The organism is Rhodoferax sp. GW822-FHT04A08 (assembly GCF_058801025.1).
The window spans coordinates 451,817-470,464 of record NZ_JBXAMW010000001.1 but is presented as its reverse complement, the minus strand read 5'-3'; the positions used below and the strand labels follow the sequence as shown (position 1 = coordinate 470,464).

Sequence of the window (18,648 nt, the reverse complement as noted above, 5' to 3'; positions counted from 1 at the left end):
AAGAGCCAGTCAACTAGACGCCTGCGGCAGCGCCCTGCTCTGCACCGCACACAGTTGCATGGCGGTTCTGAAATCCAGCAGCTGAAGCGAGCGCCCGATGGCGTCGACTGCATCGGGGTCCAGCGCCTCCAAGGCATCACCACGCTGGGCGAATTGTTCCAATGCGTCCAGGTCGCTCCTGGCCATCAAGGCACACAGAGAGCGCAGGAAAACTTGCGCAGTAGCCCACTGCTGCGCACTCGCAGCCGGGTGGGCACGCGATGCAGGTGCGGGCGAAGCTACAGACGAAACAACGGCGGCATCCAGCTGCTGCAGAACCCGTTCAGCGGCCATTCGGGTGGCCTGCACCAGGGTCGCCAGCGCGGGCAGGTGGTCCAGCGCCTCGTCTGCCTTCGTGCATTGCTTGAACCGTGCTTCCAGGCCCGCCACATGGTCCGACAAGGGCTGCGCCCCCAGCGTGGCGGCTACGCCTTTGAGTGAATGCATCTGGGCCACGAGTGACGGCATGTCGTGCTGTAGCACGGCCTGACGATAATGCGCATCCACCAGGTCCAGCGCTTTCACGAATTCCGGCACCAGCCCGAGATACACGTCCTGCATGCCGGAAAGCCGATCCACGGCGGTTTTCACGTCGAGGTAGGGACTGGAAAATTCCACTTCGCTATCGACCACACTATTGAATTCAGCCGACGCCCTGCCGGTCACTTGCAGCAGCACCGTCACCAGGTGCTGCGTATCAAAGGGCTTTCCCACGTGCTCGTTCATGCCGGCCGCCAGACAGGCAGCCCGGTCGCTGGCCATGGCGTTGGCGGTCATCGCCACGATAGGTAGTGCGGTCAAGCCCAACTCCTGACGGATCTTGCGGGTGGCACCGTAACCGTCGAGCACGGGCATCTGGATATCCATCAGGACGACATCAAACGCCGGCTCGGACGTCCGTACTGCATCCACACCCAGCTGACCGTTGGCAGCAAGCGAGACCGATGCCCCCTCTGCGTGCAGCAGCTCCTCAGCAACCTGTTGGTTGATCAGGTTGTCCTCCACGACCAGGATACGCATGCCCGCCAGTGGGCAGTTGCCGTTGCGGGTCTGCAGCACGCGGGTATCAGCGGGAAGACGCCCCAGCGCAGCGTCCTGCAATGCCCTGGGAGTCACAGGCTTGAACAGCAGGCACTCGACCAGGGCCTGCTCCTGCTGCGGACGCACGGCGAGCGTGTCGCGGGAATTGGCCGTCAGCATCACGATGCGCGGGCGCTGCATGGCGGTTTGGGGCAGTGCCCGGATTCGTCTTGCCGCTTCCCAGCCGTCCATGCCGGGCATCTGCCAATCCAGCAGGATGACATCCCAACCCGAAGGCTCACCTTGCGCATTGCTCTGCAGCCGCTGCAGCGCCTGTTCCCCGCCAGCTACCGATTCGGTGTGCCATCCCCAGGCACGCGTCAGGTTGCCAATCACATCGCGCGCCGCCGCGTGGTCATCCACGATGAGCACACGCAGCGGCCGCTTGGACAGCTGGGCCCCAAGCACCAGCGTGTCGCCACGCCCTGTGCGCGACAGGGGAAGCGTGAAGCGGAATGTGCTGCCCTGCCCCGGTGTGCTCTGAAGACGCAATTCCGCGCCCATCAGCGCCACCAGCCGCCGACAAATAGCCAGACCGAGGCCAGTGCCGCCAAAGCGCCTGGTCGTGGTGGATTCAGCCTGCGAAAAGCCGGTAAATACATGCTCCTGCTTGTCCGGCGGAATGCCGATGCCGGTGTCCATCACCGCAAACTCGACTCCCTGACCCGCGTCTGCCGACTGCGTGGGAACGACACGGATGCGCAAGACCACCTGACCTTCTTCCGTGAACTTGATGGCGTTGCCCAGCAGATTGAGAAGTACCTGTTGCAGCCGCAACCCATCCGCCACCACTTCGGCCGGCACATCGGCTGCGATGTCGAACAACACCTCGACTGACTTGGTACCAACGCTGGAGGAGGCAATCACCGCAATGTCATCCAGCATGCGCTCCAGCAGCAAAGGCTGCAGATCCAGCTCCATCTTGCCGGCCTCGACCTTGGAGAAATCCAGAATGTCGTTCACCAGTCCCAACAATGAACGGGCAGCGCCCAGCGTCTTTTCGGCATAGTCGCGCTGCGTGGCAGTCAGCTCGGTCTTCTGCAGCAGTGCCAGCAATCCCAGGATGGCATTCATGGGCGTGCGGATCTCGTGGCTCATATTGGCCAGGAACTGGCTCTTGTAGCGGGAGGCCTCCTGCGCTTCTTCGGTAGCGCGCACCATGTCCGTGATGTCGATGCGTATGCCCACAATGTTTCCTTCGGGCGTACGACGGTCTATTACGCGCATGACGCGGCCATCATCCCGTACTTGCACGCGGGTCTCGTCACCTTGGCGGTGAGCCCTCAGGCGCTCGGCAATCCACTCCTCTTCACGCCCTTGCGATTCGCGGTACAGGCCGCGCCGTGTGCCTTCACGAATCATGTCCTCAAACTTGGCGCCGGGCACCACCACGTCACGCAACTGGGGATAGAGCTGGGTGTACTTGTCATTGCAATACACCAGCGTGTCATCGCTGTCGAACAGGACAAAGGCCTCGTCCACTGCGTCCATCGCACCGCGCAACATCGCGCCACTGCGCTGGATTTCCGCTTCGGTCTGCTTGCGTGCGGTCAGGTCCCGCAAGAAAGCGAAGTTGTATTCGCGGCCATCAAACACGATGAAATTCAACTCGGCTTCTATGGGCACCACGGCGCCGCTTGCCGTGCGGTGGGTCGTCTCGAACTGCATGTGACCGGCCTTGCGCAAGCGCTTCCAATGCCCCGGCCAGTGCGCTGCGGGCATACTGGGGTTCAGGTCCATCACGGTCATGGACAACATCTGGGCTTCGGTATAACCGTGAAGGTCACAGGTCGCCTGGTTCACCCGCAAAATCTGCCCATCCGAGCCAATCCAGAGTGTGGGAAGCGATGACTTCAGCACCGAGATTTCACTGAGCTGCAACGCGGACTCCGCCTGCATGCGTCTGCGCAATTGCGCCAGCACCACGGTTGTACACACGGCCAGGAACAGCAGTACCGCAAGCACGGCCATGGACTCGTAAAGGGCACGCTTGCGCCAGTGGCTGAGGACTTCTTCCGGTGGAACGGCAAGTGCCACCGCCGATGGGTAATCACGCCAAAGGCCGTAGGCAAACAGGACACAAATCACGACGCCCACCACCAGTGCAAACACTGCAATGGCGCGCTGGAGCGGCCATTTCGGCCAGCGCGTATTGCCCGATTGCCCATGTTTGATCATGAGGGATTCTAGGTGCAGCAATTGCCGTTGCGTATGCCTCGCCCTGCCAATCGGGGTACAAAGTGTCGCTTTCGGCATAGTCAGGCACTGCGGGCATGCAGCAGAATGTGAGTCAGTGAAAGCCAAATACTTTTTTCAGCTGGTTGCCCTGTCCGCGCTGTGGGGGGCATCGTTCATGCTGACACGCATTGCCGCACCTGCGCTTGGCCCCAATCTGGCGGCGGCCCTGCGCATGCTGCTGGCAACGGTCATGCTCAGCCTGATCATGTGGAAACTCAAGACGCCCTGGCCCTGGCGGCACTGGAAGGAACTGATCCTGCTGGGCCTGCTGGCCGTTGCGGGCCCCCACACCTTGTATGCGCGCTCTTCGCTGCAACTGCCTGCGGGATATGGCTCATTGCTGACCGTCACCTCCGTCATGTTCGGCGCCTTCGCGTCGGCTCTGATGAAGGAGGAGCATCTCACCGCGCCCAAGGTTCTGGGAAGCCTGCTGGGCCTGGCAGGCGCTGCGCTACTGGTTCGTTTGGGACCGGTGGAGCCCACGCTGCCTCTGGTTGTGGCGGCGATTACCTGCATGGCCGGAGCCGCCATTTCCGGCATATCCACACCGTTTCTGAAAAGAGCCATTGCCCGTATGGAGCCGCTGCAGATCACTGCTGGCATGCATGCGACTGCGGTGCTGCTGATGGTGCCTGGCGCGGTCTACGACCTTCCCCGCGCCCACTTTGAGTGGCACGCACTGGCCGCAGTGGCAGTGACCGGTATCGTGACTTCCGGCCTGGCCTATTGGATGTACATGCGCATCATGCGCCACGTACCTCCCATGGCAGCACTCAGCTCCACCTTCATGAGCACCGGCTTTGGCGTGCTGTGGGCGGTGCTGCTGCTGAGCGAGCCCACCGGCCTTGCCATGGCCATGGGTGGTGCGCTCATCCTGCTGGCCTGCCTGCTGGTCATGGGACTCAACCCCCTGCAATGGCGACTGCAGGGGCTGCTGGAAAAGCTCTGAGGCGAGCGCTTTTTCAATGCTGCGTGCGTTGACCCACGCCCAGCGCCACCACCACACTGAGCATTAAAACCACAGCGGCCCCCAGCAATGTGGCGCCGTAGTGACCATGGTCCATCAGTGCGCCAAAGAGCAACGGTGAGATTGCGAATCCGGTGTCCAGGCCGGAATAGACCAGGCCATACACGCGCCCCGTCGCACCTTTGGGCGTTGCCTTCTTGATCATCATGTCGCGCGACGGGTTGCCAATGCCGATGGCAAAACCGGTTGACGCCAATATCACCATGGCAGCCTGGGAGCCCAGCCAACCGGTGCCGCACAAGGCCAGAAGTATGGCCCCGACGGCCATGCACAAGGCAACGACACGGTCACTGTTGACGTTGCGCGCCGCCACAAAGCCTCCCACAAAGACACCCACAGCACCGGCCAACATGTAGGCAGTAATGGTCATGGTGGCGGCCTCAAAATCAACGCCGTACATGGCCTTGAGAATGGACACGGCAAAACCCTGCACAACGGCCAGGGTCATGGTGGAGAGCAGGAAGAAGGCGAAACACCACCACACCACCGGCAGCTTCATGAAGGCCATGGCATGTTCGGTCTTGACCGACGGGTCGGCCACATGCGGCTTGTGCACCACCTGGGTGCTAAGTTTGTCGCGCTGCAGAACGAGCAGAATCAGAATCAGCACATACATCAGCGCCGCCGCCACGTAGGCGTTGCGCCAGCCGAATCCAGCCGTGATGCCAGCCATGAAGACGGGCGCGGCTGCCCAGCCCAGATTGCCGGTAAGGCCATGGGCGCTGAAGGCATATCCCAGGCGCGGCTGCGACACCCGCTGGTTCAGGATGGTGAAGTCCACCGGATGGAAAGTCGCATTGCCCGCACCGGCCAGCGTGGCAACGGCAATCAAGCCGGCGTAGCCGTTGACCATGGACGCAGCCAGACAGGTGAGAACAAAGATCACCATCGCGGCAAACAGCAGTGGCCTGGCGCCCAGCCGGTCCACCACAAAACCGGCACAGGCCTGGCCAACACCGGAGACAACGAAAAACACGGTCATCAACAACCCGACCTGCGAGAAGTTGAGGCCGAACTCTTTCATGAAGACCGGAAACATCAGCGGCAGGATCAGATGGCTGAAGTGCGAGCTGGCGTGCGCCAGACCGACCAGGCCGATGACAGTGGCGTCCTGACGCAGAGGCGCGGCAGTGGAAAGGGAAGCGGCGGATGCAGAGGTCATGCGCGCATCTTAGACGCCCACGCATTCCCCTGTCCGCCGCTAAGTCACCGCCAGGACAGTGACTCGCCCTACCGGTTCAGGCGTCAGCTGAAGCTGAACTGGCCCGGTGACTGAATCGGGTCGACCCCCACGCTGATCGTTGCCTTGGGCGCAAAGCGGCCTTCCAGCAGCAGCTTGGACAGCGGGTTCTCGATGCGCTGCTGGATAGCCCGCTTCAATGGTCGAGCCCCGAACACCGGATCGAAACCCACCTTAGCCAGCTCGGCCACAGCGGCGTCCGACACTTCCAGCGTCAGGTCCATCTTGGACAGACGTGCCATCAGCACCTGCAACTGGATCTTGGCGATCGACGCGATGTGCTGCGCATCCAGCGCATGGAACACCACGGTCTCATCAATGCGGTTGAGGAACTCGGGACGGAAGTGGTTCTTCAGCTCGCCGGTCACTGCCTCCTTGATGTCTTCGCTGTCCTGGCCCACCATGCTCTGGATCAGATGCGAGCCGATGTTGCTGGTCATCACGATGATGGTGTTCTTGAAGTCCACGGTACGGCCCTGGCCATCGGTCAGACGGCCATCGTCGAGCACTTGCAACAGCACGTTGAACACGTCTGGATGGGCCTTCTCCACTTCGTCGAGCAGCAGCACTGCATAGGGTTTGCGACGCACGGCTTCCGTCAGGTAGCCGCCCTCTTCGTAACCCACGTAGCCCGGAGGCGCACCGATCAAGCGTGCGACCGAGTGTTTCTCCATGAACTCGCTCATGTCGATGCGGATCAGATGGTCTTCGCTGTCAAACAGGAAGCCCGCCAGCGCCTTGCACAGTTCGGTCTTGCCCACACCGGTGGGGCCCAGAAACAGGAAAGAGCCGGTGGGGCGGTTCGGGTCGGACAGACCCGAGCGCGAACGGCGGATGGCGTTGGCAATGGCCGAGATGGCCTCTTCCTGCCCCACCACGCGCTGGTGCAGCTTGTCTTCCATCTGCAGCAGTTTGTCCTTCTCGCCCTGCATCATCTTGGAAACGGGAATGCCCGTGGCACGGCTCACCACCTCGGCAATTTCCTCGGCGCCCACCTGGGTACGCAGCAATTGCGGTCCGGTGCCTTCCTTGCCTTTGGCTCTGGCCTTGCCGGATTCGTTTTCCTGCGCTTCTTTCAGGCGTTTTTCCAGCTCGGGAAGCTTGCCGTATTGCAACTCGGCCACCTTGGCCAGATCGCCCTTGCGGGTCAGTGCTTCGATCTGCTGGCGCAGCTTGTCAATTTCTTCCCGCACATTGGCGCTGCCTTGTGCCGTGGCTTTCTCTGCCTTCCAGATTTCCTCCAGATCGGCGATTTCCTTTTGCAGGCTCTTGATCTCTTCATCGATCAGCTTGAGGCGCTGGATTGACGCTTCGTCCTTTTCCTTCTTCACGGCTTCGCGTTCGATCTGCAACTGGATCAGTCGACGGTCCAGCTTGTCCATGACCTCGGGCTTGGAGTCCAGCTCGATCTTGATCTTGGAGGCTGCCTCGTCGATCAGGTCGATGGCCTTGTCCGGCAGGAAACGGTCGGTGATATAGCGATTGGACAGCTCGGCGGCGGCCACGATGGCCGGGTCGGTGATGTCCACTCCATGGTGCACCTCGTAGCGCTCCTTGAGGCCACGCAAGATGGCGATGGTGGCCTCGACCGTGGGTTCACCCACCAGGATTTTCTGGAAGCGGCGCTCCAGCGCAGCGTCCTTCTCGATGTATTTGCGGTATTCGTCCAGCGTGGTGGCACCCACGCAGTGCAACTCGCCGCGGGCCAGCGCGGGCTTGAGCATGTTGCCCGCGTCCATGGCGCCCTCAGCCTTGCCAGCGCCCACCATGGTGTGCAGTTCGTCAATGAACACAATGGTCTGGCCGCCATCCTTGGCCAGATCCTTGAGTACGTTCTTCAACCGCTCTTCAAACTCACCGCGGAACTTGGCACCCGCCAGCAGGGATGCCATGTCCAGCGACAGCACGCGCTTGCCCTTCAGAGAGTCCGGCACTTCGCCGGCCACGATACGCTGTGCCAGGCCTTCCACGATGGCGGTCTTGCCCACGCCGGGCTCACCAATCAGAACCGGGTTGTTCTTGGTACGGCGCTGCAGCACCTGGATGGCACGGCGGATCTCGTCATCGCGACCGATCACCGGGTCCAGCTTGCCCTGACGGGCGCGTTCAGTCAGGTCGATGCAGTACTTCTTGAGCGACTCGCGTTGGTCTTCTGCATCGGCGCTGTCCACGTTCTGGCCACCACGCACGGCATCAATGGCGGCTTCCAGGCTCTTGCGGGTCAGGCCATTGGCGCGTGCCAAGTTGCCGAAATCCCCCTTGTGGTCGGCCATGGCCAGCAGAAACAGTTCGCTGGCAACGAACTGATCGCCCCGCTTGATGGACTCCTTCTCAGCTGCCTGCAGCAAAGTAACAGTGTCACGCCCCACCTGCACCTGTTCTTGACCCTGCACTGTGGGCAGCTTCTTGACAGCGGCTTCAGCTGCTGCCAGCAGGTTGTTGACATTGACGCCTGCACGTTGCAAAAGTGCCTTGGGGCCGTCCTGCTGCCGCAGCATGGCCACCAGCACGTGGACGGGTTCGATATAGGCATGGTCATTGCCCAATGCCAGAGACTGGGCATCACCCAGGGCTTCCTGAAATTTAGTCGTGAGTTTGTCGGTACGCATGTGAATTCCTTTGACGGTTAGGTCGGTTGCTTCACAGCTTGGGGGCTAGCGGCTTGCTTTTCAAGTGCGTTGGGGCACTTAGGTCTGCCAAAGGCTGATTTGCGTCAAAGAACTGTTTTTTGCGCGGGTTGTGCCTTCGTGCCTGGACCAACGACGCCGACAGGTTGATGCGGGGGTAGCGTAGGCCCCGATTTTGCGGCCCAAGGGGACACATGAGGGGCCTACGCTACCCCGCATCAACCCACCAAAAGCCAGGCAACTACGCCGCGTTGCCCCCACTGATCCCCCAACGCAACAAAGCCGCGTCATCACTGACCCGTGCATCCACCCAATGGGCCCCGTCGGGCGTGGTTTCCTTCTTCCAGAACGGCGCCTGCGTCTTCAGGTAATCCATCAGGAACTCACAGGCCTTGAAGCTCTCGCCCCGGTGCGCCGAGGTGACCGCCACCAGAACAATCTGATCCAGAGGCTGCAGCAGCCCGACCCGGTGCACTACCCGTGCGCCGAAGATGTCAAAACGCTTGTGCGCCTCGTCGATCATGGCTTCGATCGATTTCTCCGTCATCCCAGGGTAATGCTCCAGCTCCATGGACTGCACCGATGGATCGGCATCACCATTGCGATCCCTGACCGTGCCCACAAAACTGCACACCGCCCCGACCCGCTTGTCCAGAGCGCGCAGGCGCGCCACTTCTTCCGACAAATCAAAGTCCTGGGTCTGGATGGATACGCGTGCATGTGTCATGGCGGCATTTTGGCATCAGGCACCGTTGGTTGCACTGCTACACTTCAGTCCATGTTGTTCGCATGTGTTCTTCCCGCCTCCCGCACCATCCAGACGGTTGCGTGCGGAAACACCTGCGTCAGCAAATCCAAGAAGACCAAGCTCATCTGACCGGAGCTTTGGTTCCGTCCTCAGATGAGCGATGGAACCAAACCAGTTGCCCGTATGGGCCCGGTCCCGGATTCAGCGCTTTTTTGCAGGCGGCTTTTGCGGTCATTTTTTGATTGGACAAGGTATGCCGACAGCGCAAACAGTCTCGCCCTCCACAGCCGATTTTTCCGGCCTGTGGATTCCTTTGATAACCCCCTTCACCGCCGATACCCGGGCGGTGGACCATGTGGCGCTCAAGCGGCTGCTGGCCCACTACCGCCAGACAGGTATTGCCGGCTATGTGGTCTGCGGCAGCACGGGTGAGGCGGCAGCGCTCAGCAAGCAGGAGCAACGGGAGGTGCTGGAGACGGTCCTGGAACATGCCGATGGGCTCCCCGCCATTCTGGGCTACTCCGGCTACAACCTGCAGGATGCCTTGGCCTTTGTGCGCAAGGCGGCGGACTACCCACTCCATGGTCTGCTGGTGGCAGCGCCCCACTACATCCGCCCCTCACAGGATGGGCTGCTGCATTGGTTTGAGACCATTGCCAGCGCCGCCAGCCAGCCCGTGCTGATCTACGACATTCCCTACCGCACAGGCGTGGAGATGTCCGTACAGACGCTGCAACACTTGGCCCTACATCCCAATATCCAGGGTATCAAGGACTGCGGTGGCAGCGCCGCCAAGACGCAGCAGCTGATTGCGGATGGCCAGCTGCAAGTGCTGGCCGGTGAGGACCACCAGATTTTCAGCACGGTGGCAGCCGGTGGGCGCGGTGCCATTGCCGCCAGCAGCCATGTGCGCACGGAGGATTTTGCGGCCGTGATCCGTCTGATCAGTAGCGGTGACCTGGCAGAGGCACGGGCGCACTGGAAGCCCTTGGTGCCGCTGGTTTCCGCATTGTTTGCCGAACCCAACCCGGCGTGCATCAAGAGTGCGCTGGCGCAAATGGGGTTGATTGACAACAGCCTGCGCGAACCCATGTTGCCGGCCCGACAGGCCTTTGCCATGGAGTTATTGGAAAAGCAGTTCGCGACCGCTTAACCGCCCGTGACGGGCGGGAAAAAGGCCACTTCGCAGCCTTCGCTGAGGGCTGCGGATTCGCTGCTCATGACCTGGTTGAGCGCCATGCGCACCGCACGCCCGCGCGCAAGCACTTCTGCAAAGGCACCGGGGCGCGCAATCAGCTCGTCGCGCAGCAGTGCCAGCGTGTCAGCCTGCGTCTCCCACGCTTCAGCACCGGTACCCAGAGCCTCTCGAATGGAGGCGAAATAGCGCACAGTGATCTTCATGCAAGCAGGTCCGAAAAAGGCAGGAAACGCACCACATCACCTTTCTGAATAACGTTTGCGCCGGGGTTGTCCAGCAAGCCGTCACCCCACACCGCAGAGGTCAGCACGCCGGAACTCTGGTTGGGAAACAATTCCAGACTGCCTTGGGCACTGCGCCGCACACGCAGGAATTCGCGGCGTTTGTCGGCACGTGGCCAGTCGAATTCGGCCCGAACCAGTTCCACCGTGGGGGCCACGCTCTCAACCCCTTGTAGACGTAGCAGAAAGGGCCGCACCAGCAGCAGGAACGTCACAAAGCTGGACACCGGATTGCCGGGCAGCCCGATAAAGTGCGCTTGCGCCACCCTTCCGTGGGCAAATGGCTTGCCGGGCTTCATGGCGATCTGCATCAGATCCAGGCTACCCAGTTGCAGCACCGCGGGTTTGATGTGGTCCTCTTCTCCAGTGGACACGCCACCGCTGGTCAGCACCAAGTCATGGGAGGCACTGGCCTCGCGCAAAGTGCCTACGGTTGCCTCCAATGTGTCAGGCACGATGCCAAAGTCCGTCACCTCGCAACCCATACGCCGCAGCAGGCTGCTCAGGAAAAACCGGTTGGAGTTGTAGATGGCACCAGGCCTCATGTCCTGTGGCGCTACCGCGCCAGGCATGACCAGTTCATCGCCCGTGGAAAACAGCGCCACACGCGGCTTGCGCACCACGGCAAGACTGTCCATGCCCACGCTGGCGGCCATGCCCTGCGCCGCCGGTCCCAGGCGCTGTCCCTTGGCTAGAACCACGGCGCCACGGGTCACGTCTTCACCCGCTCGCCGAATCCACTGCCCCACCTTTGGGATCGCATTCACCTGCACTTGCGCTGGCGAACCTTCGATGCCCTCAACTGCCGCGCAATCTTCCTGCATGACGATGGAATCAGCGCTCAATGGCACAGGAGCGCCCGTAAATATGCGTGCCACGGTCCCGGGTTGCAAGGGCGATCCAGCGGCCCCTGCCGGGATGCGCTGGGACACCGGCAACACCACTCCAGCCACAGCAATGTCCTGGCACCGCACCGCATAGCCGTCCATGGAGCTGTTGTCCTGCGGGGGCACATGGAGGGATGACACCACATCCTGCGCCAGCACGCGGCCATCGGCCTCCAGCGTTGCGACCCGTTCGGTCTGGGTAATCGGTGTCACCGAGGCCAGCAATTGCGCCAGCGCCTCGTCTAGTGACTTCAATGGCACACGCTGCACGGTAGCCATCTTGTCCTGCGTATCAGTAGCCACACTCGCGGGCGATCAGAGCCTTCACCGCATTGGCGTCGGCCGACATGACCTGCACGCGCTTGGGCAGCGCCTCTATGCCTTCAAAGCCTGCAGGGCGTTGCGGCTCGCGGCCCAGCGCTTCCACAATCGTGGATGAGAACTTGATCGGCAATGCCGTTTCCAGAACCACCATGGTCTTGGACGTAGCGCGATTTTCCAGCGCCACCTTGAGTGCATCCGCGGTATGGGGGTCGATCATGAAACCGTGCTGCTCCCACGTTGCGCGGATGGTTTGCAGCCGATCCGCATGCGTGCTCCGGCCGCTGACAAAACCAAAACGGGTGGCGGCTTCTGCGAAACGCGGATCCGCACTCAGATCAAAACGCCCCTGGCTGTTGACGGCGTCGCCAAACAAAGACTTGATACGTGACCCATCGCGCCCCAGCAGGTCGAACACAAAGCGCTCGAAGTTGCTGGCCTTGGAAATATCCATGGAGGGGCTGGAAGTCTCGAAGGTATCGGCGCTGCCCCGCACGCGGTAAACCCCGGTGCGGAAGAATTCGTCGAGCACGTCGTTCTCATTCGTGGCGACCACCAGCTTGGCTATGGGCAGGCCCATCATGCGGGCCACATGGCCGGCGCAGACGTTGCCGAAATTGCCGCTGGGCACGCTGAAAGAAACCCGCTCGCTGTTGCTCTCGGTAGCCTGGATGTAGCCAGCAAAGTAGTACACCACCTGCGCCAGCAAGCGCGCCCAGTTGATGGAGTTGACGGTGCCGATCTTGTACTTGCGCTTGAACTCCAGGTCGTTGCTGACCGCCTTGACGATGTCCTGGCAATCGTCGAACACGCCTTCAATGGCGATGTTGTAGATGTTGGCGTCCTGCAGACTGAACATCTGCGCCTGCTGGAACGGGCTCATGCGTCCGTGCGGGCTGGTCATGAAGACGCGCACGCCCTTCTTGCCACGCATGGCGTATTCAGCGGCACTGCCGGTGTCACCGCTGGTGGCGCCCAGGATGTTGAGCTCCGCACCACGGCGTGCCAGTTCGTACTCGAACAGGTTGCCCAGCAACTGCATGGCCATGTCCTTGAAGGCCAGCGTGGGGCCATTGGATAATGCCTCGATCCAGAGCCCTTCTTCCACGTGCCGCAACGGCACGATTTCGCCAGTACCAAACACTTCTGCGGTGTAGGTCTTTGCGCACAGGGCTCGCAAGTCGGCAGCGGGGATGTCGTCGATGTACAGCGACAGCACTTCGAATGCCAGCTCTGCATATCCCTGCTTGTGGTACACGGTACGCCAACGGCTGAGCGTTGCGTCGCTGACTTGGGGATACTGTTCCGGCATGTACAGGCCACCGTCCGGCGCCAGGCCTTCCAGCAGGATTTCACAAAAGCGCTTGCGCTCGGTAGACGAAGCCGGAGCGCGCGTGCTGAGGTATTTCATGCCAACTCTTCCTTACGAATGCGGGTAATGGGCTCCAGCACGGTGGGCAGCGCCTGCATGCGGGCCAATGCAGTGTTCATCTGCGCCTCCTGGCAATCGTGTGTGAGGATGATGAGATCGGTCTGGGTGGCGTCCGCCCCCCCCACTTCGTCGGCCTCACGCTGCAGCACCGCGTCAATGCTGATGCCGGAGTCGGCCAGAATGCCGGTCACCTTGGCCAGCACGCCGGCCTGATCGGCCACGCGCAGGCGCAGGTAGTAACTCGTCACCACTTCGGTCATGGGCAATATGGGCGTGTCGCTCATGGCATTCGGTTGGAATGCCAGGTGGGGCACGCGATGCGCGGAATCGGCCGTATGCAGGCGTGTGATGTCCACCAGATCAGCAATCACGGCGCTCGCGGTGGGCTCCGAACCCGCACCCTTGCCGTAGTACAGCGTGGTACCGACTGCATCGCCCTGCACCACCACGGCGTTCATGGCGCCTTCCACATTGGCGATCAGGCGTTTGGCAGGAACCAGACTGGGGTGTACACGCAATTCAATACCGTCGGCGCGGCGCTTGGCTATGCCCAGCAACTTGATGCGATAGCCCAGTTGTTCGGCGTATTTGATGTCCTGCGAAGAGAGCTTGGTAATGCCCTCCACATAAGCTTTGTCAAACTGCACCGGAATACCAAACGCGATGGCCGACATGATGGTGGCCTTGTGCGCGGCATCGATGCCTTCAATGTCGAACGTGGGGTCAGCCTCGGCATAGCCCAGGCGCTGGGCTTCCTTGAGCACCACGCCAAAGTCCAGCCCCTTGTCACGCATTTCGGACAGGATGAAATTGGTGGTGCCGTTGATGATCCCGGCAATCCACTGGATACGGTTGGCTGTCAGACCTTCGCGCAATGCCTTGATGATGGGGATACCGCCAGCGACTGCCGCCTCAAATGCCACCATCACGCCCTTGGCGGATGCAGCTGCAAAAATTTCCGTGCCATGCACTGCCAACAAGGCCTTGTTGGCAGTAACCACATGCTTGCCCGCAGCGATGGCTTCCATCACCAGCGTCTTGGCGATGCCATAGCCGCCAATCAGCTCGATCACGATGTCGATGTCCGGATTGGCGATGACCTTGCGTGCGTCGTTCACCACCTGCACATCCGGACCGACGACGGAACGGGCGCGGGCCTCGTCAAGGTCGGCCACCATGGTGATCTCAATACCGCGGCCAGCACGGCGCTGTATTTCCTGCTGATTGCGTTTAAGCACGTTGAACGTGCCACTGCCTACAACGCCTATGCCCAGAAGGCCTACTTGGATGGGTTTCATGGAATCTAGCTGGTGAAAAAGTGGGAAAGAGTTAGGCGACAGATGCAGCGGTATTGGCCTTGGTGACCAAGCCGTCGGTCCCCATGCGTTTGCGATAGGTTTCCAGGAAACGGGCCAGTCGCCCGATAGCCTCACGCAAATCGTCCTCATGCGGCAGGAACACGATGCGGAAATGATCAGGCGTCGGCCAGTTGAAGCCCGTGCCCTGCACCAGCATCACGCGGGTTGCGCGCAGGACTTCCATGAAGAACTGGCGATCGTCCTCAATGGGGTAGATCTTCGGGTCCAGCCGCGGAAACATGTAGAGCGCCGCTGCAGGCTTGACGCACGTGACTCCCGGGATGGCGGTGATCAGCTCATACGCCAGGTCACGCTGGCGCCGCAGACGCCCGCCTTCCTTCACCAGGTCCTGGATGCTCTGGTAACCACCCAAGGCCGTCTGAATCGCATACTGGCCGGGCACGTTGGAGCCCAGCTTCAGGTTGGCCAGCATGTTCAGCCCTTCAATGAAATCGCTGGCATGCTCCTTGGGGCCAGAAATGACCATCCAGCCGGCACGGTATCCGCAAGAGCGGTAGGCCTTGGAGAGTGAATTGAAGGTCAGGGTCAATACATCGGTGGACAGGCTGCCAATCGCCGTGTGTCGGGCGCCTTCATACAGTACCTTGTCATATACCTCATCGGCCAGTATCACCAGGCCGAATTCGCGGGCGATGGCAACAATGCCACGCAGCAGTTCATCGCTGTACAACACGCCCGTGGGGTTGTTGGGATTGATGACCACAATGCCCTTGATGCGCGAGGTGATCTTGGCGCGGATATCGACCAGATCGGGCATCCAGCCATTCTCTTCATCGCACTGGTAGTGCACGGGGATGCCGCCGGAGAGGCTGGTCGCGGCCGTCCACAGCGGATAGTCAGGAGACGGCACCAACAACTCGTCTCCGTCATCCAGCAACGCATTGCAGGCCATGACAATGAGTTCACTGGCGCCATTTCCCAGATAAATATCGTCCAGCGTCACACCCACAATGCCCTGCTGCTGGGTGTAGTGCATGACCGCCTTGCGCGCAGCGAATATGCCTTTGCTGTCACTGTAACCCGCTGAATTGGGCAGGTTGCGGATCATGTCCTGCTGGATTTCCTCGGGTGCGTCGAACCCAAACGGCGCCAAATTGCCGATGTTGAGCTTGATGATCTTCAGCCCCTCGTCCTCCATCTGGCGCGCCGCGTCCACAATAGGACCACGCACGTCATACAACACATTGGACAATTTCGCGGATTTTCGAATGGGTTTCAAAGTCTCTCCAACAGGGGTGCGGGGCGAAACCTATAATTTGACCACAGTTACTTGCCCGATTTGCCTGCCTTCTTCAAAGGCAACGCCACTTTTCCCATCCCGTCACCCAAACCATGAAACTTTTACCCGACGCCAGCAACCGCCATAGCATTACCGGCTATGGCCCCGGTTGGGTGAGCGTGAATGGGGAGAGGTTCACCAGCAGCCTGTACATCAGTCCGCAGAAAGGGACTTCCATTTGGCAGTGCCCAGGTTTTGACGGGTTGTCGGCCGAGCACTTCGATGTGTTTGCCGACATGCAACCTGAACTGATCGTGTTCGGTAGTGGCGACCGTATCCGGTTCCCGCACCCCCGTTGTCTGCAAAATCTCTACAGGTTGCGAATTGGTGTGGAAACCATGGATACCCAGGCGGCGTGCCGGACATTCAACTTTCTGGCCGGCGAAGGAAGAAGGGTAATCGCGGCACTTTTGGTGTGAATCATTCACGCGCCCAAAGGAAGCGCTGTCAGTTTCAGGGTAAAATCGCAGGTTGTGGCCGAGAGTGATTGACGCTGTCACCTTGTTCGACCTTCACTTTGCCTGACACCTGCACGCGAGATATTTATACCCTTATGGCGATTGTTGTCAATAAACCCCTTCCCGAATTCGAAGCAAATGCAACTGGTGGCGTCAAGGTGACCAACACCTCCCACGCCGGAAAGACGCTGGTTTTGTACTTTTACCCCAAAGACAATACACCCGGCTGCACCACAGAAGCAATGCAATTCCGCGACAAGTACAAGGACTTTGTGAAAGCCGGCGCCACTGTGTTCGGGGTTTCCCGTGACAACATGAAGTCGCACGACGAATTCAAGGCCAAGCTGGAATTGCCTTTTGAGTTGATCGCCGATACAGAAGAAAAAATGTGCCACATGTTTGGTGTGGTCAAGAACAAGATCATGTATGGCAAGAAAGTCAAAGGCATTGAGCGCAGCACGTTCCTGGTGGGCGCGGATGGCCTGCTGAAAGAAGAATGGCGTGGTCTGAAGGTGCCAGGCCACGTAGACGAAGTGCTTAAGTCGGTCAAGATGCTGAACAAAAAAGCCGCCTGAATCGCGGTTTGTTGTTTTGACACACGTCCAGTGGCGGTGTCATCCAGCTTATGCATAATGGGGCACATGCCGTTGATTCCTGCAACCGCGCTCCCTAAAAAAGCCACCTTGGCTCAAGGTGGCTTTTTCACTTCTGCGGCATCTGTTTTTCATCAACCTTCCTTCGCGAGCCACACTACATGCCCTTGCCCCCCGCCCCTTCCAAACGTGCTGACCGCCTGCCTGCCAAAGCTTTTGATGCCTCAGAGCGCACCAGCCGACCGCAACGCAAAGCCGCTACCGCTGCGGCTGCAGAGCCCGTGGGCGTAGTGATTCCCATCATCAAACCAGTGGCCAAGGAGAGCCCGCGGTTCCTCTCGCCTGAACCTGCACCGGCTGAAGCAAAAGCTGCCAAGACAACTGCCGGAAAAACCACTACGACCACGCGCAAGACAAGGCGCACGGAGACGGGTCCGGCCAAACTGTTTGTGCTGGACACCAACGTCTTGCTGCATGACCCGATGTGCCTGTTCCGCTTTGAAGAACACGACATCTACCTGCCCATGATCGTGCTCGAAGAGCTGGATGCGCACAAAAAGGGGATGACGGAAGTTGCGCGCAACGCCCGTCAGACCAGCCGCACGCTCGACACGCTTGCGGGCGCACCTGGCGCCGACATCACGGCTGGCTTCAAACTGGCCAGCACGGGCAATCGTGATGCCCGTGGCAAGCTGCTGTTTCAGACACAGCCGCTGGACTATGCACTGCCTACCAGCCTGCCACAAGGCAAGGCCGACAACCAGATCCTGGGTGTTGTTGAGGCTCTGCGCAAGAAGTTCGCCCCGCGTGAAGTCGTTCTGGTTTCCAAGGACATCAACATGCGCGTCAAGGCACGTGCACTGGGTCTGGCAACTGACGACTACCAGAATGACAAGACACTGGAAGATGGAGACCTGCTGTACTCTGGCGCGCTGGCACTGCCCAGCGACTTCTGGGCAACGCATGGCCAAAGCGTGGAGAGCTGGCAGCAAGGCCAGCACACCTTCTACAAGGTGGACGGTCCTTCAGTGCCCAGCATGATGATCAACCAGTTTGTGTACTTTGAGTCTCCCGGGGAGCCCAGTCTGTATGCGCGTGTGACCGAAATTCGCGGCACCACGGCCGTGCTGAAGACCTTGAAAGACTTCAACCACCTCAAGAATGCGGTGTGGGGTGTCACCACGCGCAACCGCGAGCAGAACTTCGCGATGAATCTACTGACGGACCCCGAAGTGGACTTCGTGACACTAACCGGCACTGCCGGCACCGGCAAGACGCTGATGGCTTTGGCTGCCGGCCTGACCCAGGTGCTGGATGACCGCCGCTATACCGAGATCATCGTCACCCGTGCCACGGTGAGTGTGGGTGAGGACATCGGCTTTCTGCCTGGCACAGAAGAAGAGAAGATGGGGCCCTGGATGGGCGCGCTGGATGATAACCTGGAAGTGTTGGGCAAGACCGATACCAGTGCCGGCGAATGGGGGCGTGCGGCAACCAATGAACTGATCCGCAGCCGCATCAAGATCAAGAGCATGAACTTCATGCGGGGACGCACCTTCCTAAACAAATACGTGATCATTGACGAGGCGCAAAACCTGACGCCCAAGCAAATGAAAACGTTGATCACCCGTGCCGGCCCCGGCACCAAGATCATCTGCATGGGCAATCTGGCGCAGATTGATACACCCTATCTAACTGAAGGCTCTTCTGGCTTGACGTTTGCCGTGGACCGTTTCAAGGGTTGGCCGCACGGTGGGCACATCACGCTGGCGCGCGGTGAGCGCTCCCGCCTTGCCGACTTTGCCAGCGAAGTGCTTTAAA

14 protein-coding genes are annotated in these 18,648 nt (G+C 60.3%); 5 read left to right on the top strand and 9 right to left on the bottom strand.

The genetic code is table 11. From position 1 onward, the window contains the following. Window positions 1-9: 9 nt before the first annotated feature. Window positions 10-3,297, bottom strand: coding sequence for a hybrid sensor histidine kinase/response regulator (locus AC1RMF_RS02185; RefSeq protein WP_493139183.1), 3,288 nt, complete (start codon window positions 3,295-3,297; stop codon window positions 10-12). Window positions 3,298-3,412: 115 nt separating this feature from the next. Here AC1RMF_RS02185 and AC1RMF_RS02180 point away from each other — a divergent pair, with 115 nt between their 5' ends. Next, on the top strand, window positions 3,413-4,306 hold the full coding sequence (locus tag AC1RMF_RS02180; protein ID WP_342617801.1) for a DMT family transporter: 894 nt from the start codon (window positions 3,413-3,415) through the stop codon (window positions 4,304-4,306). A 13-nt stretch (window positions 4,307-4,319) separates the two neighbouring features. Here AC1RMF_RS02180 and AC1RMF_RS02175 read toward each other — a convergent pair whose 3' ends face one another. The 3 genes from AC1RMF_RS02175 to AC1RMF_RS02165 form a co-directional block, all read right to left on the bottom strand. Next, a complete protein-coding gene (locus tag AC1RMF_RS02175) occupies window positions 4,320-5,546 on the bottom strand; it encodes an MFS transporter (protein WP_493139181.1) in 1,227 nt (408 codons plus the stop codon). A gap of 83 nt (window positions 5,547-5,629) precedes the next feature. Next, window positions 5,630-8,233, bottom strand: a complete 2,604-nt coding sequence (gene clpB, locus AC1RMF_RS02170) for an ATP-dependent chaperone ClpB (protein ID WP_493139179.1) — start codon at window positions 8,231-8,233, stop codon at window positions 5,630-5,632. A gap of 259 nt (window positions 8,234-8,492) precedes the next feature. Further along, the gene (locus AC1RMF_RS02165) at window positions 8,493-8,978 is read right to left on the bottom strand and encodes a molybdenum cofactor biosynthesis protein MoaE (protein ID WP_342617804.1); all 486 of its coding nucleotides are present in this window, start codon (window positions 8,976-8,978) and stop codon (window positions 8,493-8,495) included. A 274-nt stretch (window positions 8,979-9,252) separates the two neighbouring features. On the opposite strand from AC1RMF_RS02165, the gene dapA reads away from it, so the two are divergent. Next, a complete protein-coding gene (dapA, locus tag AC1RMF_RS02160; RefSeq protein ID WP_493139176.1) occupies window positions 9,253-10,152 on the top strand; it encodes a 4-hydroxy-tetrahydrodipicolinate synthase in 900 nt (299 codons plus the stop codon). Here the strand turns inward: dapA and moaD are convergent. From moaD to AC1RMF_RS02135, 5 genes are read right to left on the bottom strand one after another with little or no spacing between them, the layout of a single operon-like run. After that, window positions 10,149-10,400: a molybdopterin converting factor subunit 1 gene (gene moaD / locus AC1RMF_RS02155; RefSeq protein ID WP_342617806.1), complete on the bottom strand. Its 252-nt coding sequence runs from the start codon at window positions 10,398-10,400 to the stop codon at window positions 10,149-10,151. The genes dapA and moaD overlap by 4 nt on opposite strands. After that, window positions 10,397-11,644 carry a molybdopterin molybdotransferase MoeA gene (locus tag AC1RMF_RS02150; protein ID WP_493139917.1) on the bottom strand — a complete coding sequence of 416 codons (1,248 nt, stop codon included), beginning with the start codon at window positions 11,642-11,644 and terminating at the stop codon, window positions 10,397-10,399. Before AC1RMF_RS02150 ends, moaD begins: the two co-directional genes overlap by 4 nt. A gap of 13 nt (window positions 11,645-11,657) precedes the next feature. After that, entirely contained in the window at window positions 11,658-13,097 is a 1,440-nt protein-coding gene (gene thrC, locus AC1RMF_RS02145; RefSeq protein WP_493139174.1) for a threonine synthase, read from the bottom strand. Beyond that, window positions 13,094-14,416 (bottom strand): homoserine dehydrogenase, encoded by a 1,323-nt coding sequence (locus tag AC1RMF_RS02140; protein WP_342617808.1) that lies wholly within the window; start codon window positions 14,414-14,416, stop codon window positions 13,094-13,096. Before AC1RMF_RS02140 ends, thrC begins: the two co-directional genes overlap by 4 nt. Window positions 14,417-14,447: 31 nt before the next feature. After that, window positions 14,448-15,716 (bottom strand): pyridoxal phosphate-dependent aminotransferase, encoded by a 1,269-nt coding sequence (locus AC1RMF_RS02135; protein WP_493139171.1) that lies wholly within the window; start codon window positions 15,714-15,716, stop codon window positions 14,448-14,450. A 113-nt stretch (window positions 15,717-15,829) separates the two neighbouring features. Between AC1RMF_RS02135 and AC1RMF_RS02130 the strand changes: the two genes are divergently transcribed. The 3 genes from AC1RMF_RS02130 to AC1RMF_RS02120 all read left to right on the top strand — a co-directional run bounded on the left by AC1RMF_RS02130 (window position 15,830) and on the right by AC1RMF_RS02120 (window position 18,647). Beyond that, window positions 15,830-16,195 carry an Mth938-like domain-containing protein gene (locus tag AC1RMF_RS02130; RefSeq protein WP_342617810.1) on the top strand — a complete coding sequence of 122 codons (366 nt, stop codon included), beginning with the start codon at window positions 15,830-15,832 and terminating at the stop codon, window positions 16,193-16,195. 134 nt (window positions 16,196-16,329) lie between these two features. Continuing rightward, window positions 16,330-16,809 (top strand): peroxiredoxin, encoded by a 480-nt coding sequence (locus AC1RMF_RS02125; RefSeq protein WP_342621157.1) that lies wholly within the window; start codon window positions 16,330-16,332, stop codon window positions 16,807-16,809. A gap of 179 nt (window positions 16,810-16,988) precedes the next feature. Next, entirely contained in the window at window positions 16,989-18,647 is a 1,659-nt protein-coding gene (locus tag AC1RMF_RS02120; protein ID WP_493139168.1) for a PhoH family protein, read from the top strand. Window position 18,648 lies beyond the last annotated feature (1 nt).